General features: G+C 71.9%; 24 protein-coding genes and 2 tRNA genes. 18 read left to right on the top strand and 8 right to left on the bottom strand.

Annotation, left to right across the window (positions count from 1 at the left end; translation table 11 throughout):
* Positions 1-3 precede the first annotated feature (3 nt).
* The 6 genes from QCZ28_RS16405 to QCZ28_RS16380 all read left to right on the top strand — a co-directional run bounded on the left by QCZ28_RS16405 (position 4) and on the right by QCZ28_RS16380 (position 2,152).
* Positions 4-921, top strand: a complete 918-nt coding sequence (locus QCZ28_RS16405) for a DUF3566 domain-containing protein (RefSeq protein WP_279517470.1) — start codon at positions 4-6, stop codon at positions 919-921.
* Between the two features lie 152 nt (positions 922-1,073).
* Positions 1,074-1,147, top strand: a tRNA-Ile gene (locus QCZ28_RS16400).
* Between the two features lie 42 nt (positions 1,148-1,189).
* Positions 1,190-1,318 carry a DLW-39 family protein gene (locus QCZ28_RS16395; protein ID WP_209444550.1) on the top strand — a complete coding sequence of 43 codons (129 nt, stop codon included), beginning with the start codon at positions 1,190-1,192 and terminating at the stop codon, positions 1,316-1,318.
* A 42-nt stretch (positions 1,319-1,360) separates the two neighbouring features.
* Positions 1,361-1,436: transfer RNA gene (locus QCZ28_RS16390), tRNA-Ala, on the top strand.
* 295 nt (positions 1,437-1,731) lie between these two features.
* Positions 1,732-1,962, top strand: coding sequence for a CBS domain-containing protein (locus tag QCZ28_RS16385; RefSeq protein ID WP_279517469.1), 231 nt, complete (start codon positions 1,732-1,734; stop codon positions 1,960-1,962).
* A complete protein-coding gene (locus tag QCZ28_RS16380) occupies positions 1,943-2,152 on the top strand; it encodes a CBS domain-containing protein (protein WP_279517468.1) in 210 nt (69 codons plus the stop codon). The genes QCZ28_RS16385 and QCZ28_RS16380 overlap by 20 nt, the downstream gene beginning before the upstream one ends.
* A 162-nt stretch (positions 2,153-2,314) precedes the next feature.
* Here the strand turns inward: QCZ28_RS16380 and QCZ28_RS16375 are convergent, their stop codons facing one another.
* Positions 2,315-3,079 (bottom strand): TetR/AcrR family transcriptional regulator, encoded by a 765-nt coding sequence (locus QCZ28_RS16375; protein ID WP_279517467.1) that lies wholly within the window; start codon positions 3,077-3,079, stop codon positions 2,315-2,317.
* A 109-nt stretch (positions 3,080-3,188) separates the two neighbouring features.
* On the opposite strand from QCZ28_RS16375, the gene QCZ28_RS16370 reads away from it, so the two are divergent.
* Positions 3,189-4,394, top strand: coding sequence for a DUF418 domain-containing protein (locus tag QCZ28_RS16370; protein WP_279517466.1), 1,206 nt, complete (start codon positions 3,189-3,191; stop codon positions 4,392-4,394).
* Positions 4,395-4,443: 49 nt separating this feature from the next.
* On the top strand, positions 4,444-4,602 hold the full coding sequence (locus tag QCZ28_RS16365) for a hypothetical protein (protein ID WP_279517465.1): 159 nt from the start codon (positions 4,444-4,446) through the stop codon (positions 4,600-4,602).
* Positions 4,603-4,750: 148 nt separating this feature from the next.
* On the opposite strand, the gene QCZ28_RS16360 is transcribed toward QCZ28_RS16365, so the two are convergent.
* Positions 4,751-9,217: an HAD-IC family P-type ATPase gene (locus QCZ28_RS16360; RefSeq protein WP_279517594.1), complete on the bottom strand. Its 4,467-nt coding sequence runs from the start codon at positions 9,215-9,217 to the stop codon at positions 4,751-4,753.
* A gap of 218 nt (positions 9,218-9,435) precedes the next feature.
* On the opposite strand from QCZ28_RS16360, the gene QCZ28_RS16355 reads away from it, so the two are divergent.
* From QCZ28_RS16355 to QCZ28_RS16335, 5 genes are all read left to right on the top strand, one after another.
* Positions 9,436-9,696: a hypothetical protein gene (locus tag QCZ28_RS16355; protein ID WP_279517464.1), complete on the top strand. Its 261-nt coding sequence runs from the start codon at positions 9,436-9,438 to the stop codon at positions 9,694-9,696.
* A 59-nt stretch (positions 9,697-9,755) separates the two neighbouring features.
* On the top strand, positions 9,756-11,156 hold the full coding sequence (locus tag QCZ28_RS16350) for an MFS transporter (RefSeq protein WP_279517463.1): 1,401 nt from the start codon (positions 9,756-9,758) through the stop codon (positions 11,154-11,156).
* Positions 11,157-11,207: 51 nt separating this feature from the next.
* A complete protein-coding gene (locus QCZ28_RS16345) occupies positions 11,208-11,861 on the top strand; it encodes a GAP family protein (protein WP_279517462.1) in 654 nt (217 codons plus the stop codon).
* Between the two features lie 83 nt (positions 11,862-11,944).
* Entirely contained in the window at positions 11,945-12,139 is a 195-nt protein-coding gene (locus QCZ28_RS16340; RefSeq protein ID WP_030331904.1) for a hypothetical protein, read from the top strand.
* A gap of 95 nt (positions 12,140-12,234) precedes the next feature.
* Positions 12,235-12,783, top strand: coding sequence for a YbaK/EbsC family protein (locus tag QCZ28_RS16335; protein ID WP_030331905.1), 549 nt, complete (start codon positions 12,235-12,237; stop codon positions 12,781-12,783).
* Between the two features lie 73 nt (positions 12,784-12,856).
* On the opposite strand, the gene QCZ28_RS16330 is transcribed toward QCZ28_RS16335, so the two are convergent.
* Genes QCZ28_RS16330 through QCZ28_RS16315 form a run of 4 tightly spaced genes read right to left on the bottom strand, consistent with a single transcriptional unit; the run spans position 12,857 to position 16,234 of the window.
* Positions 12,857-13,498, bottom strand: coding sequence for a DsbA family oxidoreductase (locus QCZ28_RS16330; RefSeq protein ID WP_279517461.1), 642 nt, complete (start codon positions 13,496-13,498; stop codon positions 12,857-12,859).
* A 20-nt stretch (positions 13,499-13,518) separates the two neighbouring features.
* Entirely contained in the window at positions 13,519-13,947 is a 429-nt protein-coding gene (locus tag QCZ28_RS16325) for a SufE family protein (protein ID WP_279517460.1), read from the bottom strand.
* A gap of 35 nt (positions 13,948-13,982) precedes the next feature.
* A complete protein-coding gene (locus tag QCZ28_RS16320) occupies positions 13,983-14,408 on the bottom strand; it encodes a CBS domain-containing protein (protein ID WP_030331911.1) in 426 nt (141 codons plus the stop codon).
* Between the two features lie 56 nt (positions 14,409-14,464).
* Positions 14,465-16,234: a proline--tRNA ligase gene (locus QCZ28_RS16315; protein ID WP_279517459.1), complete on the bottom strand. Its 1,770-nt coding sequence runs from the start codon at positions 16,232-16,234 to the stop codon at positions 14,465-14,467.
* 18 nt (positions 16,235-16,252) lie between these two features.
* On the opposite strand from QCZ28_RS16315, the gene QCZ28_RS16310 reads away from it, so the two are divergent.
* From QCZ28_RS16310 to QCZ28_RS16290, 5 genes are all read left to right on the top strand, one after another.
* Positions 16,253-16,411: a hypothetical protein gene (locus QCZ28_RS16310; protein ID WP_279517458.1), complete on the top strand. Its 159-nt coding sequence runs from the start codon at positions 16,253-16,255 to the stop codon at positions 16,409-16,411.
* A 44-nt stretch (positions 16,412-16,455) separates the two neighbouring features.
* A complete protein-coding gene (locus QCZ28_RS16305; protein ID WP_279517457.1) occupies positions 16,456-17,223 on the top strand; it encodes an SGNH/GDSL hydrolase family protein in 768 nt (255 codons plus the stop codon).
* Between the two features lie 2 nt (positions 17,224-17,225).
* Positions 17,226-17,672, top strand: coding sequence for a hypothetical protein (locus QCZ28_RS16300; RefSeq protein WP_279517456.1), 447 nt, complete (start codon positions 17,226-17,228; stop codon positions 17,670-17,672).
* A gap of 129 nt (positions 17,673-17,801) precedes the next feature.
* Positions 17,802-19,160, top strand: a complete 1,359-nt coding sequence (locus QCZ28_RS16295) for a hypothetical protein (protein ID WP_279517455.1) — start codon at positions 17,802-17,804, stop codon at positions 19,158-19,160.
* Positions 19,161-19,298: 138 nt separating this feature from the next.
* Entirely contained in the window at positions 19,299-20,201 is a 903-nt protein-coding gene (locus tag QCZ28_RS16290; RefSeq protein ID WP_030331920.1) for a sulfurtransferase, read from the top strand.
* 50 nt (positions 20,202-20,251) lie between these two features.
* Here QCZ28_RS16290 and QCZ28_RS16285 read toward each other — a convergent pair whose 3' ends face one another.
* Entirely contained in the window at positions 20,252-21,445 is a 1,194-nt protein-coding gene (locus QCZ28_RS16285) for a hypothetical protein (protein ID WP_279517454.1), read from the bottom strand.
* A complete protein-coding gene (locus QCZ28_RS16280) occupies positions 21,442-21,990 on the bottom strand; it encodes a SigE family RNA polymerase sigma factor (RefSeq protein WP_036411447.1) in 549 nt (182 codons plus the stop codon). Before QCZ28_RS16280 ends, QCZ28_RS16285 begins: the two co-directional genes overlap by 4 nt.
* Positions 21,991-21,993 lie beyond the last annotated feature (3 nt).

Below are 21,993 nucleotides of genomic sequence, written 5' to 3'. Positions count from 1 at the left end.
TGAATGACGGAGACACAGGCGAAGTCGGGGAACACGGGGACCTCGGCCAACCCGGTCGACGAGGAGGCCGCCAAGGGCGGCACACCAGCGACCGGCCGCGCGGCCGTAGGCCGGGCGACGGTCCCCGCCGATGCGCCTGCCCCGAAGTTCACCAGAGCTCCAGGTATGACGCCCCCGCCGGAGCAGCCGGGCGAGGACGACGGGGCGGGTGACAAGACCGAGGCGACGCCCAGCGCCGAGGCGCCGACGTCGGCCGCCGCCAACCCTCCGGGTCCGGCGGCGACACCCTCGGCCCGTCCGACGACCACCCAGCCGATCGGTGTCCGGCCCGGCCAGGCGACGTCGGCCGGGTCCACCGGCACCCAGCCGCGGATCACCCCCGGCATGACCCAGCCGCAGCCGGAGGCGGCGCGTGGCACTGCCACTGCCGGTCGCCCGGCCAGCGGTGGTGGCCTGCCGCCGGGGATCGGCAACCCGTCCGCCGTGGGGGCCGCCCGCGTCGGTGACGCGGTGCGCGCGGCGCGTACGTCGGTCAGCTCGGCCGCCTCTCGCGGACCGCGCCGGGCCCGGCTGAACCTGAAGCGGATCGACCCGTGGTCCGTGATGAAGTTCGCATTCGCGGTGTCGGTGGTGCTCTTCATCGTCGTGGTGGTCGCCACCTCGGTGCTCTACCTGGCGCTGGACGCGATGGGTGTGTTCCAGAGCGTCAACGAGAGCCTGAGCGACCTGGTCAACGCCGGCGGTGGGCAGAGCACCAGCGGCTTCCAGATCACCGCCAAGGGCGTGATTCTCAGCTCGGCGCTGATCGGCCTGGTCAACGTGGTGCTGTTCACCGCGCTGGCCACGCTCGGCGCGTTCGTCTACAACGTCTGCGCCGACCTGGTCGGCGGGATCGAGCTGACCCTCGCCGAGCGGGACTGAGCCACCGGGACGCCGGAGCATCGCGGAATGCGGTCGCTCCGGCGTCCCGTACTCAGGTAGGTTTTTGCAGGCGACGACGGGCCCGGCCCGCAGGCTCGGACCCCGATTTGGGGCCGGCAGAGCGGATGGGTTAATCTTGCTCGTCGCAACGCGGGGCTATAGCTCAGTCGGTTAGAGCGCAGAGCTGATAACTCTGAGGTCGATGGTTCGATTCCATCTAGCCCCACCGCAAGTCGTCCGACGGTAGTCGAGCGCGAGGGGTCGCCCCATGTTCAAGAAGCTGCTGATTCTGGCTGGCGTCGTCGGTGTGGCCGCCGTCGTGTTCAACAAGATCAAGGCGTCCAACGACGAGCGCGCCCTGTGGCACGAGGCGACCACCGCTCCCGACCTGCGCTGACGTCCGGCTCCGCGACGAGTGATCGTCGCCAAGGCCACCCACGGGGCCCTAGCTCAACTGGCAGAGCACTGCCTTTGCAAGGCAGGGGTTAGGGGTTCGAGTCCCCTGGGCTCCACCAGCACTCAAGGCTGCCGCGGCGGGGCTGCGGCGATCGCTTCAGCAACGCACTCGTAGTCCTTGACCAGCGGGCCGACCAGGCCCGGTTCGGGTTCGACTGCCTCGATCAACCCGCGCACCAGGTCGCGAATCCTGGCCTCGTGCGAAGGCTGGCGGATCCGAGGGTGTCGCCGATGAAAGCTGTGCCAGCGGCGTAGGCCGATGTCGACGAGGCAGGCGCCGGCCGGGGTAGGAGAACGGCAACAACCCCCTGGGAAGTAACGGCAACACCCCCCGGGAAGTGAGGTGTCATACCAATGCCTATGGCACGCGAGATCATGACGAACGACGTGACCTGTGTCCGCGAGCAGGACGACCTGAAGTCGGCCGCGAAGCGGATGGCCGAGTTGGGGGTCGGTGCCCTGCCGATCTGCGGTGACGACAATCGGCTCAAGGGCATGCTGACCGACCGCGACATCGTGGTGAAGGTGCTGGCAGAGGGTCGAGACCCGGCCAACGTGATGGCCGGTGAGCTGGCCCCACGGTGAGGCGGTAACCATCGCCGCGGACGACGACGCCGCCGAGACCCTTCGCACCATGGGTCAGCACAAGGTACGCCGGCTGCCGGTGATCGATGGCCACGAGCTGGTGGGCATCGTGGCGGTGGCCGATGTGGCCCGTTCCCTCCCCGAGCGTCCGGTCGGCGACCTCATCGAGGCCATCTCCGAGCGCAGCTGACCTCAGCGCCTGTCAATGATCGCCGCCGCCGGTTCGCCGGCCGGCGGCGATTCGCGTACTCCGGCGACCCGTGCCGGCAGGTCGGGCGGTACCCCGGTGAGCCGCCGGCATGCGGCTCACCTCCCGGCGCCGCTGACGGGCCGACCAGGGCATGCGGGTGGGTCAGGGGTCGGTGCGCGCGATCCGGACGGCGATGCCGTCGAGGATCAACTCCAGCCCGAGCGAGAAGTCCGCGTCGGCGATCACCTCGTCGGGGGTGTCGGACGGTGGTGCCTCAAACAGCGTCGAGGAGAACAGCCGGGCTGCCTCGGGGAAGCGGTCGGGGTTGACGAGTCGCGCCAGCGCCCGGCCGTAGTCGCGTTCGGCGTCGGCCTGGCCCTGGCCCTGGCCGTTGGCCCTGCCCTCGGCGAGTTCGCTGTACTGCCGTACCGACTGGACCACGTAGCCGCTGATCAGTGACATCGCACCGATCCGGTGCGCCCAGTCGAGGAGGGTGCCGGACATGACCGCCAGCGCGGCCTCCATCCAGGCGATCTGGTGCGGCCCGGAGGGTGGTCCGGCGGCGGGCACGCGCGTCAGCCACGGCCGACGCTGGAACACCGCGCGCTGGGCGAAGGCCCAACGGCGTAGCCCTTCCCGCCAGTCGGGGGCGGCGATGTCCGGCGGTGGGCCCAGTGCGGCGTCGGCCATGAGAGTGAGCAGTTCGTCCTTGGAGCCGACGTGCCGGTAGAGCGACATGCTCGTGAAGCCGAGGCTCTTGGCGACCTTGGGAAGCGTCACCCCGTCGAGCCCGTCCCGGTCGGCGATCTTCACCGCGGCGGCGACGACCACGTTGACGTCGAGGGACGCGGGCCGCCCGAGACGCGCCGGCTCTGACATTCCCCACAGCCGGCGCAGCGGCGCCGGAACGAAATCGTCGCTGGTCATGGGCTCCCACGTTCGCCCCGGAAGGTTACGTCCACATCATGACAGACAGTATTAGTGTATGTCTGATACTTTCTCTCCGAAACTAAAGCTGAGTCACGGGGAGACGGCCATGGGCATCGACACCGCACCGCAAACTTCGAGAGGGTCGGTGCTGCGCACCGAGCGTGCCCTCGCGCCGGACCTGACCCGGGGAGCGATGCTGCTGATCATCGCGCTGGCCAACGTCGCCGGAGTCGTCTTCGCCGGCGAGCCGGGCCTCGACGCCACCCCGGAAGGCGTCGATCGCGGCCTCAACTTCCTGCTTTTCGAGCTCGTCCATGCCCGCGGCTATCCGGTCTTCGCCGTGATGTTCGGCTACGGCCTCGTCCAACTCGCCCGCCGCCAGGACACCTCCGGTGTCACCCCGAAGCAGGTCCGCGCCGTGCTGTTGCGTCGTAACGTTTGGCTGGTCGTGTTCGGGTTCGCGCACGCCGTGTTGCTGTACTACGGCGACTTCCTCGGCGCGTACGGGATCGTCGGGATCGCGATGACCCTGTTGCTGCTGCGCCGCGGCGACAGGTTCCACCGCGTCGTGCTGGTGCTCTGGGCGCTGTCCGCGGTCGAGATGCTGGTCATCGGTGCGATGGTGGTGAGCGGCATCCTCGGGGGGTCGGGCGGAGCGGCACCGCTGCCGTCGGGCCAAGTCGACTCTCTCGCCGCACCCGGTTACGTCGCGTCCATGCTGGATCGCATCGGCGAATGGCCGGTGCACACGCTGACCGTCCTGCCCTTCATCATGATTGCCTGGCTGGGCATGTGGGCCGCTCGTCGCCGCGTCCTCGAAGAGTTGCCCCGGCACCGGACCCTGCTCACGTGGACCGCCGTCCTCGGCCTCGGCGCCGCAGTGGCCGGTGGCCTTCCGGCTGCCCTGGTCAGTGCCGGATGGCTGCACGTCGACGAGTCGGCCGCCAGTCTGATGTTGCTGCTCCACGGCGTCAGCGGCATGTTCGCCGGACCGGGCTACGTGGCCGCCTTCGGCCTGATCGCCATGCGAGCCAGCCGATCCGGTCCCGTCGTCGGCGCTCTCTCAGCCCTGGGTCAGCGTTCCCTGTCGGGATACCTGTTCCAGTCCGTGGCCTGGCTCGTCCTCCTGGCGCCCTTCACGCTCGCCCTCGGCGACCGGTTCGGCAGCCCCACAGTGACCGGTCTGATCATCGCGGTGGTCGTCTGGCTCACCACCGTCCTGATCGCCCGTCAGCTCGACAAGCGCCGGCAGCCCGGCCCGGCCGAGACCGTCCTACGTCGGCTGACCTACGGACCACGAATGGGAGCCTAGTGACGGTTTGATGAGGGTTTGGGTCAATTGAGGACAGGGATCTTCGAATGTGCAGATCAATATCGAAGAGCCGGATGCAACCGAACAGTTCTGGGTCTGGGATGCGGGAGGCGGCCGCCGCAGCGACACGGCACCGGAACTACAGCCTGCGAACGGAATTGGCGAAGAAGGCGATGAGCGGGGGGCGCTCCCCAAGCCCTTCGCCTGACGACCCGGGCGGCGGGTCTTTCCGCCGGACGGCTGGAGTGTGGTCCTGCGTGGAGCGTCATGACTCTGAGGTATGCATATGACTTTGAGGAATAACGCTCCACGCAGCATGCCGGCCGACCCCCGGCACCGAGCGCCACACCCGGTGCTCAGTCCTTGGAGCCGGTCGCGCCGTCGCTGTCCGCAGTGGTGGTGTGGGGTCGGGCCTGGGGCACGTGCTCCATCAGCTTCGTGAGTGCGCCGTTGGCGAAGGTGGCGCCGAGCGCCGACCCGGCTCCGATGGTCCAGCCGACCGGCCCGAGCGGGGTGCAGCCGAAGAACTGGCTCACCCCCGGCGTCTGCACCACCACGACCAGCACACCCAGAGATGCCACGGTGGAGGCCAGTACGGCAGCGCTGGTGCCGCCGGCCAGGATGGTCTGCCCGAGCTGGGTGCCGACCAGGGAGACCAGGGCGACGGTGCCCGCCCGTTGGCGGCGTCCGGTGTAGCGGGCCAACGTCCAACCCGCTGTCGCGCCCAGCGTGGTGGCTGTCGCCCGCAGCCCGATCTCCCTGGTGAGGCTCTCGCCGAGCGCCGTGTCCGGGCCCTCCCGCAGCAGCGCGTCGGCGCGGTCCGACGCGGGTGGCCGGACCGCGATGGCCAGCGCCGGTGCCAGGTCGGTGAGCAGGTTGACCAGCAGCAGTTGTCGCCCGGTGAGCGCGGAACGGCCGGTCGCCGCGGCGCTGAGCACGCTGAAGGCGATCTCGCCGAGGTTTCCGCCGACCAGGATGCTCAGCGCGTGCCGCACCGACGACCACATCGCCCGCCCCTCGATCAGGGTCGCGATGATGGTTTCCAACCGGTCGTCGGTGACCACCAGGTCGGCTGCGGCGCGGGCGGCCGGGGTGCCCCGTTGGCCGAGGGCGATGCCGACGTCGGCCAGCCGGATCGCCGGGGCGTCGTTGGCACCGTCGCCGGTCATCGCCACTGTCCGCCCGCACTTCTGCAACGCCTGGATGATCCGCACCTTGTGGGCCGGGGTGCAGCGGGCCACCACGTCGGTGTTGGTCAACCGCTCCGCGAGCGCGTCGTCGTCCAGTTGGTCGAGTTCACCGGCGGTGACCACCTGCTGTTCGTCGTGGTCGCTGATGGTGGCGGCGATCGCCTCGGCGGTGGCCGGATGATCGCCGGTGATCATGATGGTGTGCACGCCGGCCTGCCGGATCCGGCGTACCGCCGGGGCCGCGCTCTCCCGCACACCGTCGGAGAGGGCCAGGAAACCCACGAAGGTGAGCCCTCGAACGTCGGAGTCGGTGACCTTCGGGTCGTTCACCGGGCACTCGGCGACGGCCAGGATCCGGTTGCCGGCACCGGCCCGGTCGGCGAGCATCCGTTCCAACTCGGCGCGGCCGGCGTCGTCCAGCGGCTCCTGACTGCCATCGGCGCGTCGGGACGAGCAGCGGGGCAGCACCGTCTCCGGAGCACCCTTGACGCTCAACAGCAGGTGACCGTCGGTCTGCCCGATGCTCGCGTGGTAGCCGCGGGACGGCTCGAACGGCAGGCCCCCGGCAGCGCGCCAACCGGCGGCACCGGTCTGCTCCACCACCCCGGCCTCCCCGGCGCCCCGCCGGACCGCCCGGTCGGTCTGCAACGCCAACTCCTCCGGATCCTTTGCGGCGGGGGTGGCCCGCAGCGCCGCGGCCAACGTCATCCGCAGCCGGTCGTCCAACCGGTCCACCGACGCGTACCGGTCACCGACGCCGTCGCCGACCCCGGCGAGCAGCAACTGACCCTCGGTGAGGGTGCCGGTCTTGTCGAAGCAGAGCACGTCCACCCGCCCCAACGCCTCGATGGTGCGCGGGTTGCGGACCAACGCGCCGTGCTCGGCCAGCCGCCGGGCCGCGGCCAGCTGCGCCGCGCTGACCAGGAACGGCAACCCCTCCGGCACCGACGCCACGGCGAGGTTCGCGGCGGTCGCCGCCGTTTCGGCCAGGGGTACGCCCCGAAGCAGGCCCGCGCCGGCCACCGCTATCGCGGAACCGGCCGCCAGTGGGATGGCGGTGCTGGTCAACGAGCCGAGCCGAGCCTCCACCCCACTGGTCGGGGGTGCCTGCCGCACCAACGCGAGGCTGCGCCCCGCCTCGGTGTCGTTGCCGGTCGCCACCACCACTGCGGTGCCGTGCCCGGCGGCGACCGTGGTGCCCTCGTAGAGCATCGAGTGCCGGTCGGCGACGGCGGCGGCGACCACCGGCCGGTTGGACTTGGCGACCGGCAGCGACTCACCGGTCAGCGACGACTCGTCGGCCTCCAGGCCCACCGAATCGAGCACCCGGCAGTCGGCGGGCACCGAGTCTCCCGGTTCGAGGGCGATGACGTCCCCGAGGACCAGGTCCTCGGCGGCGAGCACCTGATCGGCGCCGTCCCGGCGGACCCGTGCGGTCACCGCCGACCGCGACAGCAGCTCCGCCAGCGACCTCTCGGTGTTGCGTTCGTGCACCGCCCCGATCAGGGCGGACCCACCGACCACGCTGCTCACCAGCGCGGCGTCGACAAGTGAACCGAACGACGCGGAGAGCACCGCCCCGGCGGCCAGCACCGGGGTGAGCGGGTTGGACAGCTCGTCGAGGAAGGCGCGCAGCAGCCCACCACTTCCGGGTCCGGCACCGCCGTCGGCGCCCGAGGCGTGGCGTCGGCGCTGCGCTTCCGCGCTGGTCAGGCCGTCCGGCGTGGAGCGCAGGTGGTCGAGCACCGTGCCGACGGGCATCAGGTGCCAGGCGGTCGTCACCGGGGCCGGGGTGTCCGACTGGTCGTGCAATCGGCGGGCCTGCCAGACCCCGTTCGCGAAGGCCAACCCGGCCGCGCCGTTCACCGCGACGAGCGACCGGCCGGGCAGTTCGGTCGGCGGGGCCGTGAACGCGCCCAGCGCCCCGAGACCGGTGCCGGCCATGGCCAGCCGGATGTTCTGCTGGGCGGTACGCCGAGCCACCCCGGTCGCCTCGATCACCAGGGCCACCACCCGCAGGTCGGCACCGACCAGCAGGTGCGCGCCCCATGGGGGCAGCTCCTCCGGCGCGGCGAACCCGAGACCGCAGTCGGACGCGCCGAGCGCCTTGCGGTCGGCGGAGACGAGCATCACCACCGCGCCGTCGCGCTGTAGTCCACGGACCGACTCGACCAACTGGTCCCCGCCGGGCAGCATCGCGTCGGCGAAGCCGTACCGCTGCTCGTCGCCGCCGGCAACCACCAGCCGCAGGCCGGCCCGCCGCGCGGTGGCCGGCAGCCCGTCGACACCGGGTGCGGGTTCCGGCTCGACCCGCAGGAGCGCGGCGAGCCGGTCGCCGTGGGCGAGGCCGAGCAGTTGCCCGCCGGCCGAACGCAGCCGGCCCGCGTCCGCGATGGCGTCCAGGTCGTTCGCGGGCATCTGGTCCAACGGTCCGAGCCGCCAGCCGTCCGCCGCACGGGACGCGGCCGGATCGTCCGGGTCGAACAGCGCGAAGGCCCGCTCGGCCACCTCGTCGACGTCCGCGTCGGACGCCGGCACCAGGTCGGCGAGTACGCCCCGGTCCGAGCCGAGCACCGCGGCGTCGAGCACGAGCGTGTCGATCCGGTCCAACTCCCGCAGCACACTGCGGTCCATCGCGATCACCCCGCGCCGCGCCAGCAACCGGCCGAGCTGGGCGGCGTACCCCTCACGTCCACTGCCAGGGGCCTTCGGCAGCGCCGACAGGCCCAGCGCGGCGGCCCGCTTGCGCCCGGCGAAGGGCACCGCCGCGGCACCGGCCGCCGTACCTGCGGCGAGCATCCGGTTGATGTACCGCTCGACCGGGCCGTGCGGCTTGGGTCGGGGACGGTCGGCTATCGGCCACCGCGCGACGGCACGCTCGGGGTCCCCGGTCAGCCGCGGTTCCGCGTTCTCCCAGGCGGTGAACTGGGCCCGGTCCTCACCCCACTCCACGAGCCGTTGGGCACCGTCGAGGACGATGCCGGTCCAGCGGCCGGCGAGACCTTGGACCACGGCCTCGGCCAGCGGGAAGAGGACCTCCGCGCGCGGGTCGGAGCGCAGTGTCCTGCCGAGGAACGCGTGCAGCTTCGGTTGCAGGTCGACCGCCGCCAGTACGCCGGCCACCTCACCGGGCAGCGGCGCGAACGGCAGGATCCGGGTCGCCGCCCAGAGGGTCAGACCCAGCGCGTCCGAGGCGAGCGCGCCGAGGGTGCGCGGGTTGTGCGGGCCCTCCTCGGGCGGGTTCGGGGGTGGGATCTCCGGGTCGGGCTCGTGATCGCAGGTCCGCTCGACCCGGCTGATGGTGGCGATGAGGTCGTCGAGATCCGGTTCGGGGGCCTGCACGGCCACCACCACCCGCCCGGATGGAGCGTTCACCCTGGCCCAGGCCACCCCGGGCATCCGCTCCAGCGCGCCCTCGACCTGCCGGGCGAGCTGGTCGCCGCCCTCCTGGCACACGCCGTGCACCTCGATGTGGTGCCGACCGGGGCGTGACCAGACCCGACGCCGAGTGAGCCCGACCGACCGGGCCAGCCGGGTCGCGGCCGACCCGACGGTCCGGGACGCCTCGCCGATCAGGTGCGGCACACCGAAGGACGGCAGGATGCGGCCGGCAGCGCGACCCGCCGCCGTCATCGAGGCGTACGGCTGGACGGACGCCAGCCCGGCTCCCTGTTGCCGCTGGTCCTGACCTTGGCCATGTCGTCCTCCCACCGCGCTCGCGTCCGGCGGCCTGGCTTCCCGACCTGCCATCCGTTATGCCCCCTGAGCGCCGGAATTTTCCGTCGTCGCTGGCGCATGGACGGGTTGGGCCGTGGAATCCGACGAGCATCACCGGACATGGGGAGGTCGGCATGAGCACACTGACGCGACATCTCAACGGTTCGCGGGAGAACATGCACGTGTACGGCCGGCGGGTCCAACTGCCGATGCTGGGTGAGGTGGCGGTGCCGCCACCGGACAAGGTTGCCTACTACGCCGGGCTCGGGGTGCTCGCCGCGCTGCAGGTCATCGAGTGGCCGATCGCTGTGGTGATCACCGCCGGTCACCTGCTGGCGGACCAGCATTTTTCCGGACTGGCGCGCGGTGTCGGGGAGGCGTTGCAGGACGCCTGACGAGAGCCGGGTCACCGGACGGTTGACATGAATCAGGGTTGAGGTCGCATGCTCGGCCGATGCCGAGCACAACCGCCACCGCCGCGCCCGCCGCCACCGCCGCACCTGGGCTCTTCGCACCCCGGTTCCGCGCGATGACGGTGGGCAGCGTCGCGTTGATCTCACTGCTCGCGTTCGAGGCGTTGGCGGTCGGTACGGCGATGCCGACGGTCGCCCGCAGCCTGGACGGGCTGGCGCTCTACGGGATCGCGTTCGGTGGCCCGTTCGCCACCGGTGTGCTGGCCATGGTGGTCTCCGGAATCTGGTGCGACGCACGGGGGCCCCGCGGGCCGATGTGGCACGGCGTCGCCTGGTTCGTGGTGGGGTTGCTGATCGCCGGGACCGCCCCGGTGATGAGCGCGCTCGTCGTCGGGCGGGTCGTGCAGGGTTTCGGCTCCGGGCTGCTCTCGGTGGCGCTCTACGTGATCGTCGGGCACGCGTACCCGCAGGAGCTGCACCGGCGGATCTTCGCGGCGTTCGCTGCGGCGTGGGTCGTACCGTCGCTGGTGGGGCCGGCTGTCGCCGGCCTGATCGTGCAGTACCTGGGCTGGCGGTGGGTCTTCCTGGCGGTGCCGGCGGTGGCGGTGCCGGCGGTGCTGCTGATCCATCCGGGCCTGCGGTCGTTGGGCCGGAGTGTGGCCGCGAGCCCACCGGCGGGCGCGGTCGGGCGGATCGGTTGGGCGTGCGGGGCCGCGGTGAGTGCCGCACTGCTGCACATCGGGGGACAGCAGCGCGGCGCCACCGCCCTGGCGCTGGTCGCGCTCGCCGTGGTTGGTCTGCTGGTCTGCGCCCCGCGACTGCTGCCGGCCGGGTTCCTCCGGGCGGCGCGAGGGTTGCCCACCGTCGTGGGCCTGCGGGGCCTGGCGTCGGCGGCCTTCGTCGGCGCCGAGGTGGTCATCCCGCTGATGCTGTCCCGGGAGCGGGGCCTCTCGCCGACGGCGGCCGGACTGGTCCTCACGGTCGGCGCGTTGGCGTGGTCGGTGGGCTCCTGGTTGCAGGGCCGCATTCCGGTGCCGGCATCACGGGCCACCCTGCCACGCGTCGGGCTGGGCTGCATCACGATCGGCACTGCCACCGTGGCGCTGGCCGTCCGTCCCGAGTTCCCGGTGGCTGTCGCCGTTGTCGGTTGGGCGGTCGCCGGTCTGGGCATGGGGTTGCTCTATCCGTCGTTGTCGGTGCTCACGCTGGAGTTCTCCGCGCCGGGTGAGCAGGGCCGCAACAGCTCGTCACTGCAACTGAGCGACTCCCTCTTCGCGGCCACCGTGCTCGCGCTGACCGGTGCTGTGCTGGCGGCCGGGAGCGCGCCCGGCCCGGCCAGCTACACGACGACGCTCGTGGTGGCCGCTGCGCTGGCCTTGCTCGGGGCGGTGCTCGCCGGCCGGGTGGTGGTGGTGGGCGGGGGTGTGCGACAAGGCGGGTGATCCGCGGATTCGGCCGCGTCCCGGCCGCCGGTGCCGGAAGGATGGCGGGCGATGAACTTCCTGACTGTCCTGCCGCTCGCCGTGGTCATGGTCGCCGGGACGCAGCTGGTGGTGGCGGTCTTCCTCGCCTCGTCGGATCGGCCCCGGGCCGCGTCGCTGGGCTTCCTCACCGGCGCGGGGCTGGTGGTGGCCGCCGGGGTGACGGTGGCGTGGTTGTTGACCCGGCTGGTGGGCGGAGTGGCGGCCGACGCCAGCGCCGTCGCCGGAAAGGTTGATCGCGGCCCCGCCATCGACCTGGTGGTGCTGGCCCTGCTGGTGATCCTGGCCGTGCTGATCTGGCTACGCCGCAACCGGTCCGGACCGCCGCGCTGGCTGGGCGGCATCGAGCGCGCCGACCCGCCGCAGGCGCTGCGGCTGGGTGCGCTGCTCTTCGTGGCGACCCCCACCGACGACCTCACCATGGCCACCGTCGGGGCGAGCGTGGCCCGTCATGATCTGCCGTGGTGGCACCTGGTGCCGTTCGTGCTGTTCACAGTGTTCCTGCTCGGGCTGCCCCTGCTGGCGTTGCTGCTGCTCGGGAGCAGGGCGGCGCGGGTGTTGACCCGGATGCGGGAATGGGCCGAGGGGCACGCCTGGATCGTCAACGAGATCGTGATCGCGTTCTTCGCGCTGCTGACCGGGTTGGACCTGATCCGGTCCGGCTGACCCACCGCCCTTCTCTGACACGTACGGGGGAACCGGGCGGAGATGAGCGCAACAACGGTTCACGTTCGTCTTACCGTGACGCCATGTTCGCTGTCGTCACCACGGTGATCCTCTACGTCTTCGGTTTCGTCTTCCTCTACGGCGTGATCCGGCTGGGTGTCCGGCACGCGTTCGAGGATCTGGAGTTGCAACGGGCCAAGGCCCAGCGCGAAGAGGAGTTGGCGGCCGCCCGCGACCGCTCCTTCATGCGCGACAACGCCTTCCTCGCCGGCAGTTGAGCGCCGGATCGGTCCGGCCCGGCCCGGTGGCGTCGCCGGGCGGACGGGGAGCCGCCGGACGGTTCAGCGTCACGGATGCGAGGATCGCACCCGTGATGGGAACGCTGAAGACGGAACCGGCCCGCGCCCGCCTGGATCTGCTCGCCCCGCCGGTCGCGGAGGCCATCGCCCAGTGGCCGGCCAGCGCCCCGGTGGACGTCAACGACGTGCTGGTCGCGCCGATCGACGCCGACCTCGCCGACACCGCGGCGTTCTGCGCGGCGTACGAGGTGGGGCTGGACGTGTCGGCCAACTGTGTCGTGGTGGCGGGCAAGCGTGAGGGTGTGGTCCGTTACGCGGCCTGCATCGTCCTGGCCACCACCCGGGCCGACGTGAACGGCGTGGCCCGCCGGGCGTTGGACGTCCGCAAGGCGAGCTTCGCCCCGATGGCCGACGCTGTCGAGTTGACCGGCATGGAGTACGGCGGCATCACCCCGATCGGGCTGCCGGCCCAGTGGCCGATCCTGGTGGACGCGCGGGTCATCGCCACACCGCACGTGATCGTCGGGTCCGGCGTACGGCACAGCAAGATCGCGCTGCCGGGGCCGGCGTTGGGCGCGCTGCCCGGAGCGCAGGTGGTGGAAGGGCTGGCCAGGCCGGCCTGACCACGCACCGGCATCGATGTCGTTGCACGTGAAACATCGTGATCATCGATGCCGGATGCCGGCCGCTGGTGACTCAGTGTGAGTGGGCTGCGGATTCGCGCTGCTCCACCTCGGCCAGCGCGGCGAGCAACGTCTGCACCTCCTGCGCGCCGGAGACCGCGTACTTCCCGGCCAGCACGAAGGTCGGCACGCTGGTGATGCCCAGGGCCTGAGCGTGGGCCAGGGCGGCGGTGACGTCGGCGACGCGTTCGTCGGAGTCGAGGAATCGGCGGGCGTCGGCCGCGTCCAGGCCGACCTCGCCGGCCAGGGTGGCCAGCGCCTCCCGCGACCCGACGTCGACGCCGTGGTTGAAGTGCGCCTGGTACAGCGCCTCGACCATCTCGGCGGCCCTACCCTGGTCGCTCGCCCAGGAGACCAGCCGGTGCGCTTCGAAGGTGTTGGCGATCACCGCGCGGTCGTAGTCGAGCCGCAGCCCGTCAGCCGCCGCGACCTGCTTCACGTGGTCGACCATCTGCCGGGCGCGCCCCGGGCCGCCGAACTTGCCGGCCAACGCCTGCACCAGCGGCAGGGGCTTCGGCACCGGCGACGGGTCGAGCTGGAACGGCCGGTAGTGGACCGTCACCTCGCCCGGGTAGCTGGCGAGGGCCTCATCCAGGCGGCGCTTGCCGATGTAGCACCACGGGCAGATGACGTCCGCGTAGATCTCGATCTCCATGACCGGTGCCAACCTCGCGATCAGCCGCGTTGTTCCCGGATCTGACGCTTGAGACGACCCAGGATCGCCGTGCCGCCCCGGACCCGCAGCGGGCTGATCGCCTGCGCCAGCCCCATCCGCTGGTAGAGGTCGTCCGGTACGGCCAGCACCTGCTCGGCGCTCGCGCCGGCCAGCCCCTCGGCGAGGATCCCGGCGAACGCCCGGGTGGTGGGCGCCTCCGGCGGGCAGTCGAAGAGCGTCTCCACGGTGCCTTCCGGCGTCACCCGGGCGCGCAGGAAGAACGCCGTCTGGCACTCGGGCACATGCTCCATGCCCTCGCGCTCCGCGGCACCCTCCGCCAGCGCCGGGATGACGTCCGCGTACTCCAGGAGCATCTCCAGCACCAGGTCGCGCGGCGCGGCCGCGAACTCGTCGACGATCTCGGCCAGTCGGGCCGGCATGTCAGCCATGCGTCGAGGCTACCGCCGTGGTGCCGGAGCCTCGGTCACACAGTGGGCGACTGCTCACTGATCTCGCTGAGCGCGCTGGTGGGGTCGAGCTGCATGGCCAGGTCGCCGAGGGAGACGATCCCTACCAGCTTGCGGTCACTGTCACAGACCAGCACCCGTCGGATGCCCCGATCCCGCATGAGCGCCGCCGCCTCACCCGCCGTGCAGTGCTGCTCGATCATGACGACCTCGCGGGTCACTATCGCACCGATGGTGGTGGCCGCCGGGGAGCTGTTCTCCGCCACGGCCCGCACCACGATGTCCCGGTCGGTGAGCATGCCGGCGAGGCTGGCGCCGTCGGTGACCACCACATCACCGATGTCGGCCTCCTTCATCACCCTGGCCGCCTCGTCGAGGGTGGTCTCGGCCGGCAGGTAGACCACCTGCTTGGTCATCACGTCGCTGACCCGGTAACCGGTCATGAGAGCCTCCGAAGACGTTTCCACCGATCCGACTGCACTACCCAGTGACGCCGTGGCTACACCAGGCTTGCACGTTCCTGGCGTACCTCGTCGACGAGTCGATCCAGCAGACCGTCCAGCGGCAGCTCGGTGCGCTCGCCGCCGGCCCGCTCGCGCAGTTCGACGTACCCCTTGGTGAGTCGGCGGCCGACCACGACGGCCCGGGGGATGCCGATCAGCTCGGCGTCGGTGAACTTGACCCCGGCCGAGACGTGCGTGCGGTCGTCGACCAGCACCCGCAGGCCGGCCGCGGCGAGCCGCCCGCCGAGCTCCAGCGCCGCGTCGAGCTGCGGGCCCTTGCCCGCAACCACCAGGTGTACGTCACATGGCGCGATCGCCGCCGGCCAGACCAGCCCCCGGTCGTCGTGGTGCTGTTCGGCGACGGCCGCCACCGCCCGGGAGACCCCGATGCCGTAGCAGCCCATGGTCGGCCGGACCGGCTTGCCGGCCGGCCCGAGCACGTCGACAGCGAAGGCGTCGGTGAATCGGCGGCCGAGCTGGAAGATGTGCCCGATCTCGATGCCCCGCCGGATGGTCAGCTCGCCCGTCCCGCAGTCGGGGCAGGGGTCGCCGGGGCGCACATCGGCCGCCTCGATGGTGCCGTCGGGGGTGAAGTCCCGTCCGCAGACCACGTCGGTCGCGTGCCGGCCCGGCTCGTTCGCCCCGGTCAGCCACGCCGACCCGGCCACCACCCGGGGATCGACCAGGTAACGGATGCCCAGCTTGTCGAGCAGCTGCGGCCCGATGTAGCCGCGTACCAGCTCCGGATGGTCGGCCCACTCCTCGAAGACGGTCACCTGCGCCGGGTGCAGTGCGGCACCGACCCGCTTCAGGTCGACCTCCCGGTCACCGGGCAGCCCGACCACCAGGGGCACGGCCCGTTCGGCGCCCGGCTGCCGGACGGACAGCACGACGTTCTTCAGGGTGTCGGCGGCGGTCCAGCCGTCCCGACCGCCCAACCGGCGCGCGTTGGCCAACTCCACGAGGCTGGCGATCGTCGGGGTCTCCGGAGTGTCGTGCACCTCGGCGGCCGGCTGCGCGGCCGGATCGCCGGCGGCGGGCACCCGGGTGAGAACCGCCTCGGTGTTGGCCGCGTAGTCGCAGGAGGTGCAGCCCACGAAGGTGTCCTCACCGACCGGCGTCGCGGCCAGGAACTCCTCCGACGCCGAGCCGCCCATCGCGCCGGACATCGCCTGCACCACCGTGTAGTCCAGACCCAACCGGTCGAAGATCCGCCGGTACGCGGAGCGGTGCCGGGCGTACGCGTCCCGTAGCCCGGCCTCGTCCAGGTCGAAGGAGTACGCGTCCTTCATCAGGAACTCCCTGCCCCGCAGCAGCCCGGCCCGGGGCCGCGCCTCGTCGCGGAACTTCGTCTGCACCTGGAAAAGCGTCACCGGGAAGTCCCGGTACGAGGTGAACAGGTCCTTGACCAGCAGCGCCGCCATCTCCTCGTGGGTGGGCGCCAACAGGTGCTCGGCGCCGCGCCGGTCGGCGAGGGTGAAGATGTCGTCGCCGTACTCGGCCCACCGGCCACTCGTGCGGTACGGCTCGGCCGGCAGCAGTGCCGGGAAGTGCACCTCCTGGTCGCCGATCGCGAACAGCTCGGCGCGTACCACCTCGGTGATCCGGTCCAGCACCAGCTTGCCCAGCGGCAGCCAGGTGTAGCCGCCCGGTGCGGCCCGACGGATGTAACCGGCCCGCAGCAGCAGCCGGTGACTCGGCACCTCCGCGTCGGCCGGGTCCTCGCGCAGGGTCCGCAGCAGCAGGGTCGACATGCGTAGCAGCATCCGGGCAGCCTACGGTCGATGCGTCAGGCGGAGCCATCCCATTTCGACATCGCGGATATCGGCGACACCACACCCGATATCGGCGATCCGGTGTCGAATCAGGCCGCCGGGCGGCAACTGGACAATGACCTCCGACACGTCGCGGATTCGGGGCGGCACCGGGCGATCCCGCGGTGACAGACTGGTCGCCGCAGGCAACAAGTGGCGTGAGGGAGGCGCGGGTGCGCTGGCGCAGTTTTGTCGCGGTCGGGGACAGCTTCACCGAGGGCATGGACGACGCGTACCCGGACGGCACCTTCCGGGGCTGGGCGGACCTGGTGGCGACCCGACTCGCCGCCGAGGCGGGCCCCGACTTCCGGTACGCCAACCTGGCCATCCGGGGCCGGCTCTTCCCCAGCGTGGTCGCCGAGCAGGTGCCCTCCGCAGTGGCGATGAAGCCGGATCTGATCAGCTTCGCGGCGGGTGGCAACGACGTGCTGCGGCGTACCTTCGACCCGGACACGCTGGTCGCCCGCTTCGACGAGGTGGTCCGGCAACTGCGCTCGGGCGGCGCTGACGTGCTCCTCTTCCGGTTCGCGGACGTGATGGCCCGGCTGCCCGGCCAACGCCTCGTCGCACCCCGGGTGCAGCTGCTCAACCAAGCGGTCGGTGAGACCGCCGAGCGGCACGGCGCCATCATGGTCGACCTGTACGCCGACGACACCTTCCTCAACCCGATGCTCTGGAGCACGGACCGGTTGCACCTCTCCCCGGCCGGCCACCGGCGGGTCGCCGGCCAGGTGTTGAACGCCCTGGGGGTTGGTTGCGACGAGGAGTGGCTGATGGTCCCGCCGCACCCGGCACCCTCGCCGTGGCTGGCCGCCCGCGCCGCCGACCTGCGGTGGGCCGGTCAGCACCTCGCCCCGTGGGTGAAGCGGCGGTTGACCGGTCGGTCGTCCGGCGACACGGTGACGGCGAAGCGCCCGCAACTCGGCCCGCTCGTCGACTGAGCGTGCTCACCCTGCACACCGCGGCCCTGCTGTGCCGCGACCGGGACGGCGAACCGGTGCCGGAGCACGCCGTGCTGGTCAGCGGCGACCGGGTCGCGGCCGTCGGCCCGCTGGCCGAGTTGAGTGCGGCGTACGCCGGTGCCCGGGTTCGCCGTTGGCCCGGGACGCTGGGGCCGGGTCTGCTGCACGACGGTCCGCTGCCGCCCGCACCGACCCCGCGCGAACGGGTACACGCGCTGCTGCGTACAGGGGTGACGGCGGTCCTGGCGGAACACCTGGCCGACCCGGCGCTGCGGGCCGCCGCCGAGCGGAGCGACCTGCTGGTGCTGCCCACCGCCGTGGTGCCGACGCTGCGCCCGGACGGTCGGGCCGACCTCGCGGTGCACGGCGTCGACGGCACCTGTCTGGTGACAGTGGTAGCCGGTCGGATCGTCCACCGCCGCGCCTGAACAGGCCCTGACACCTCCACTGTGGATTGCACCGATCGAATCGGGGTCGCCCGATGTCCGCCCGCCCCGATAGCATCCGCTGCCCCCGCTGATCGGAAGGCGGGGACATCGGGGAAAGGTGGATGGGGGATGACCCTCATGCCTGGCACGACGACATCCGCACGACCGCTCCGGGCGCTGCTGGCGACGGGGCTTTCCGTGGCGGTCGCCGCCGGGACGCTCACGCTGACGGCCGTGCCGGCCGTAGCGAACGACGTACCGAACGCGCCTGCCATCGACGACAACCAGCCGCCGGGTGTGCCGACCGAGCTGCAGACCTCCGGCGAGCCGTGCACCACGGCGGAGCCGTACCAGTGGTGGCAGAACGACGACCTGACGCTCTCCGCCGTCCTGCACGACCCGGACATCGACGCGAACGGCGGCACCGACCGGTTGACCACCACCTTCGCGCTCTGGCCGGTCGACGAGCCGGCGGCCCGGATCGAGCGGTTCGGGTACAACGGGCGGGACGGCGATCGGGAGAGCGGCCTCTTCGAACGGGAGGTGCTGACCCACGACCGGGTGTACGCGTGGCAGGTCCGGGCGGCGGACAGCCAGGCGACCGGCGAGTGGAGCGGCCTCTGCTACCTCCGGACCGACTTCCAGGGCCCGGAGGCCGCGCCGGTCGTCACCTCCAGTGACTTCCCGGTCGACGGTTGGCACCCGGCGTTGCCGGGACAGTTCACCTTCGACGCGGCGGTCACTCCGGACGCTGTTGGTTTCCGGTACGAGCTGCTCGGCGGTGATGGCGTCCAGGTGGTGTCGGCGGACGGGCCCGGCGGCACGGCCACCGTCACGCTCCGCCCGGAGGCGGGGCCCAACACCCTCGTGGTGTGGAGCCTCGACGCGGCCGGGAACCGCTCGCCCGAGGCACGGTACGAGTTCCGGGCCAGCGACGTCGCGCCGATCATCACCGGCAGACTCACCGAGATCGGCGTGCCGACCACGTTCACGGTGCGGCCGCAGATGGCTGGGGTGGTCCGGTACCGGTTCCAGTTGGACGGCGACCCGGAGCAGACGGTGGAGGCGGCGGCCGACGGCACCGCCACGCTGACCGTCACCGCGACTCGGGGTGGCTACCGGACGCTCTCGGTGACCAGCGTGACCGCCGACGGCGTGACCGCAACCGCGTCGAGCACCTTCCGGCTGAGCACCGCGCCGAAGATAACCGCGACGGTCTATCAGCAGGGCGTCACCAGTGGGGGGCCGGGCGTGCCCGGGGTCTTCACCTTCACCCCGCGCCAGCCCGACGTGGTCAGCTACCGGTATCGCTTCGGCACTGTGACCAGCACCGTGGCCGCGGCGGCCGACGGCACCGCGTCGGTGACCTGGGCACCGACGAAGGCCGGTCTGACCTCGCTCACCGTCTGGAGCATCGACAGCAACGGCACCCAGTCGGACTCGGCGTCGTTCACCTTCTTCGTCGGCAACCAGCCGCCGAGCAGCTAGCCGGAGCAACCCGGCGGGCTGCCCCGCCGGGCGATCGTGACCCGGCGAACGCCGACCGGCCCACCATCCCGTGCGGGGGTGGTGGGCCGGCCGGCGTTACAGCGGTCGTGGACGGCGATCCGGCGTACCTTTGGGATCATGTCTGTGCCGAACGATCCCGATCCCCGCCTCCAGTCGTACGCGGACCCGCAGCGGTTGGTCACCACCGAGTGGCTGGCCGCGCATCTGGGCGACGAGGGCCTCGTCGTCGTCGAGTCCGACGAGGACGTGCTGCTCTACGAATCCGGTCACATTCCCGGTGCCGTCAAGGTCGACTGGCACCTGGAGTTGAACGACCAGGTGACCCGGGACTACCTGGACCCGAAGAGCTTCGCCGAGATGTGCGCGGCGAAGGGCATCGGCCGGGGCGACACCGTCGTCTTCTACGGCGACAACTTCAACTGGTGGGCCGCGTACGCCCTCTGGGTCTTCTCGCTCTTCGGCCACGCCGATGTGCGACTGCTCGACGGCGGCCGGCAGAAGTGGATCGCCGAGGGACGCGAGGTGACCCGCGACAAGCCGGCCCGCCCGCGCGCCGACTACCCGGTGCCGCTGCGCGACGACGCCCCGCTGCGGGCCTTCCGTGAGCAGGTCATGGCGCACATCGCCGCCGGTCGGCCACTTGTCGACGTCCGGTCTCCGGGTGAGTACACCGGCGAGATGCTGCACATGCCGGATTACCCGCAGGAGGGTGCGCTGCGCGGCGGGCACATCCCGGGTGCGGTCAGCAAGCCGTGGAAGTCCGCCGCCAACGAGGACGGCACGTTCAAATCCGCCGACGAGTTGAAGGCGATCTACGCCGACCAGCTCGGGCTGAGCCCCGACGACGACGTGATCGCGTACTGCCGGATAGGGGAGCGGTCCAGCCACACCTGGTTCGTGCTGCGGCACCTGTTGGGCTACCCGCAGGTGCGCAACTACGACGGCTCGTGGACCGAGTGGGGCAACCTGGTCCGGGCGCCTGTGGTGAAGGGCGACCAGCCCGGCGGCCTGGCCGCCTGACCGGCACGACCGTCCCCGCGTGACAGTGAACGTCGCGCGGGGACGGTGTTTCAGCCGGCCAGAGCGATCGCGCCGCGCAGGTCACGAACGATGCCGGTGATCTCGCCGGTCTCCGGGTGCCAGCGGGCCAACGCGGCCGGTTCCAGTCGGAGCAGCACCGCCCCCCTGTTGTCCCAGCCCAGTACCGCGCAGCAACCCTTGGCACGGTCCCGCCCCAGGTCGAGCAGGTGGAGCACGGCACCGGTCCGCGCGTCGAGCACCGCGGCCCCCTCGGTGCCGTTGGTCTCGCTGCTGGTGATCCAGGCCGCCCGGGCCAGCCGCTCGCCGTGCAGCCAGCCCCGGCCGTAGAACTCGTTGACCTGGTAGGGCGAGGGCAGCGCCGACGTGTTGACCGGTTGTTCGGAGCGGAGCTCGCCCTCCCGGGCGGTCAGGCTGCGCAATTTCAGGCCGGTCCCCTCGCCGTACATGTCGATCAACGGGGCCTCCCGGCCAGCGGCCGGGTCGGGCGCGATCAACTCCCAGGTCGACACGTCGATCGTGCTGGCCGCGCCGGTGACCCGGTCCACCGCGTACGTCCGGTCGTCGCCGCCGACCAGCACCCGGTCGTGCGCCCACACCACCTGCTCCAGGTAGCCGTCGAGCGGTATCCGGCGGACGGCCGCGGTGGTGAGGTCGACCATGACCAGTTCTTTGGTCTGCGCGAACGCGGCCTGCCGGCCGTCCGGCGACAGCACTCCCGGCTTCAGGGCGCCCGCCTCGTTGCCGCTCGCGTCGCGGGTCGGTGCCAGGGTCACCACGTCGAGGCTGCGTACCACGCCGTCGTTGCCGAGCACCCGGACCGGGCCGCTCGCCCGGTTCTCCTCGTCGACCGGCTGGAACAGCGCCAACGCCCGCTGGACCGGTCGCTCGGAGAGCGGCACGGTGGCCGGATCGCCGAGCCGGGCCAACGGATCGGGCGGGTAGGTCAGCTCGGCGGGCGGCTTCTGCACCGGACCCGCGTGGGAGGGGTCGACGGTCGGGGTCACCGTCGGACCCACCGGTGGAACCGGCGCGGGATCGGCGGGCGGTCGCAGCGCCGCCACCGTGCCACCGCCGACCAGCACCACGGCCAGGGCGACCACCGCGACGGCCCGCCGGGTGCGCCGGGTACGCCGAGCCCGCTCCCATCCGGCGGCGGCCGGCTGGCTGGGCAGCACGTCCTCGACGCTGACGGTCAGCAGTCGGCGCAGCTCCTGCTCGTTCACGGGTTCACCTCCAGACCGCTGGCCAGATCGGCCGGGCCCCGACCCGGTCGGGCGTCGCGGGCGAGGTCCGGTGCGACCTCGCGGAGTCGACGCAGCGCCGCGTGACACTGGCTCTTCACGGTGCCGACCGTCACGCCGAGCGCCTCGGCGGTGGCGACCTCGGTCAGGTCCTCGTAGTAGCGCAACACCAGCACGGCCCGCTGCCGTGGGGGCAGCAGGCCCAGCGCGTCGTGCATCGTCAGCCGTAACGCGCCGTCCCGGTCGTGGGCAACCTGGTCCGGTGGCGCGGCGCTGAGCCATTCCCGCCGTCGGCGACGCCACCACGACACCGAGTCGCGGTAGAGGATGGCCCGCACGTACGCGGAGGGGTCGCCGTCGCGGACCGAGGACCAGCGCAGCGCCAGCTTGAGCAGCGCGTCCTGGAGGAGGTCTTCGGCCTGGTGCCGGTTGCCGCAGATCAGGTAGGCCGCGCGGAGCAGCCGGTGCTGGTGGTTCTCCACGAAGGCGAGGTAGCCGTCGCGTCCGTCGTCCCTCGTCGGCGCCATCCG

This window comes from Micromonospora sp. DH14 (genome assembly GCF_029809455.1).
Lineage (GTDB): Bacteria > Actinomycetota > Actinomycetes > Mycobacteriales > Micromonosporaceae > Micromonospora > Micromonospora parva.
This window is presented reverse-complemented; position numbering and strand designations above follow the sequence as displayed.

Excerpts from the sequence above, each read along its gene's own strand:
- QCZ28_RS16330 (WP_279517461.1), bottom strand. The coding sequence starts at position 13,498 with ATGGAGATCGAGATCTACGCGGACGTCATCTGCCCGTGGTGCTACATC.
- QCZ28_RS16315 (WP_279517459.1), bottom strand. The coding sequence starts at position 16,234 with ATGCTGCTACGCATGTCGACCCTGCTGCTGCGGACCCTGCGCGAGGAC.
- QCZ28_RS16325 (WP_279517460.1), bottom strand. The coding sequence starts at position 13,947 with ATGGCTGACATGCCGGCCCGACTGGCCGAGATCGTCGACGAGTTCGCG.
- QCZ28_RS16395 (WP_209444550.1), top strand. The coding sequence starts at position 1,190 with ATGTTCAAGAAGCTGCTGATTCTGGCTGGCGTCGTCGGTGTGGCCGCC.
- QCZ28_RS16335 (WP_030331905.1), top strand. The coding sequence starts at position 12,235 with ATGGGAACGCTGAAGACGGAACCGGCCCGCGCCCGCCTGGATCTGCTC.
- QCZ28_RS16360 (WP_279517594.1), bottom strand. The coding sequence starts at position 9,217 with ATGACGGCGGCGGGTCGCGCTGCCGGCCGCATCCTGCCGTCCTTCGGT.
- QCZ28_RS16375 (WP_279517467.1), bottom strand. The coding sequence starts at position 3,079 with ATGACCAGCGACGATTTCGTTCCGGCGCCGCTGCGCCGGCTGTGGGGA.
- QCZ28_RS16405 (WP_279517470.1), top strand. The coding sequence starts at position 4 with ATGACGGAGACACAGGCGAAGTCGGGGAACACGGGGACCTCGGCCAAC.
- QCZ28_RS16355 (WP_279517464.1), top strand. The coding sequence starts at position 9,436 with ATGAGCACACTGACGCGACATCTCAACGGTTCGCGGGAGAACATGCAC.
- QCZ28_RS16350 (WP_279517463.1), top strand. The coding sequence starts at position 9,756 with ATGCCGAGCACAACCGCCACCGCCGCGCCCGCCGCCACCGCCGCACCT.
- QCZ28_RS16340 (WP_030331904.1), top strand. The coding sequence starts at position 11,945 with ATGTTCGCTGTCGTCACCACGGTGATCCTCTACGTCTTCGGTTTCGTC.
- QCZ28_RS16320 (WP_030331911.1), bottom strand. The coding sequence starts at position 14,408 with ATGACCGGTTACCGGGTCAGCGACGTGATGACCAAGCAGGTGGTCTAC.
- QCZ28_RS16310 (WP_279517458.1), top strand. The coding sequence starts at position 16,253 with ATGCGTCAGGCGGAGCCATCCCATTTCGACATCGCGGATATCGGCGAC.
- QCZ28_RS16295 (WP_279517455.1), top strand. The coding sequence starts at position 17,802 with ATGACCCTCATGCCTGGCACGACGACATCCGCACGACCGCTCCGGGCG.
- QCZ28_RS16370 (WP_279517466.1), top strand. The coding sequence starts at position 3,189 with ATGGGCATCGACACCGCACCGCAAACTTCGAGAGGGTCGGTGCTGCGC.
- QCZ28_RS16385 (WP_279517469.1), top strand. The coding sequence starts at position 1,732 with ATGCCTATGGCACGCGAGATCATGACGAACGACGTGACCTGTGTCCGC.
- QCZ28_RS16290 (WP_030331920.1), top strand. The coding sequence starts at position 19,299 with ATGTCTGTGCCGAACGATCCCGATCCCCGCCTCCAGTCGTACGCGGAC.
- QCZ28_RS16280 (WP_036411447.1), bottom strand. The coding sequence starts at position 21,990 with ATGGCGCCGACGAGGGACGACGGACGCGACGGCTACCTCGCCTTCGTG.
- QCZ28_RS16345 (WP_279517462.1), top strand. The coding sequence starts at position 11,208 with ATGAACTTCCTGACTGTCCTGCCGCTCGCCGTGGTCATGGTCGCCGGG.